Origin of the sequence: Streptococcus mitis (genome assembly GCF_003942685.1) — a bacterium.
Lineage (GTDB): Bacteria > Bacillota > Bacilli > Lactobacillales > Streptococcaceae > Streptococcus > Streptococcus mitis_CD.
Genome location: NZ_RJNR01000053.1, coordinates 1 through 519, shown reverse-complemented (window position 1 = coordinate 519; position 519 = coordinate 1). Strand labels below are relative to the sequence as shown.

1 protein-coding gene is annotated in these 519 nt (G+C 40.1%); it reads left to right on the top strand.

Features of this window, described 5'->3' with window-relative positions; all coding sequences use genetic code 11:
• Positions 1 to 519, top strand: a 519-nt coding sequence (locus D8855_RS10475; RefSeq protein ID WP_185757601.1) for an Ltp family lipoprotein, incomplete at both ends; no start/stop codon positions are given.

Below are 519 nucleotides of genomic sequence, written 5' to 3'. Positions count from 1 at the left end.
GGCGAATGCCTTAGCTACAGCAAGGGATTATAGAAAATATGGTAGTTCATCTAGATCAGAATTATATAGAAAGCTGACCTCTCCGTATGATGGTAGCTTTACCAAAGAAGAAGCCAACTATGCTATTCAAAAACTTAATCTACCATCAGAAGGCAGCTATCCTCGCAATAAATGGGTAGGAGCTTATTATTATAAATCGGATGGAAAGATGGCCAAGAATGAATGGGTAGATGGTGGCCGTTACTATGTTGGATCAGATGGTGAAATGGCTAGGGGCAAATGGGTAGATGGTGGCCGTTACTATGTAGGATACGATGGTGTGCGGCAACCAAAACCGGCAAACGGGAATCCATACTCAGCAGCTTTAAAGGAAGCACAAGCTTATAATAGGATTCATTTGTCAAAAAAAAGAATTTATAGGATGTTAATTTTTGAAGGTTTTAATAGTGACACTGCACAATATGCTATCAATCATTTGCAAGCAGACTATAAGGCGAATGCCTTAGCTACAGCAAGGGA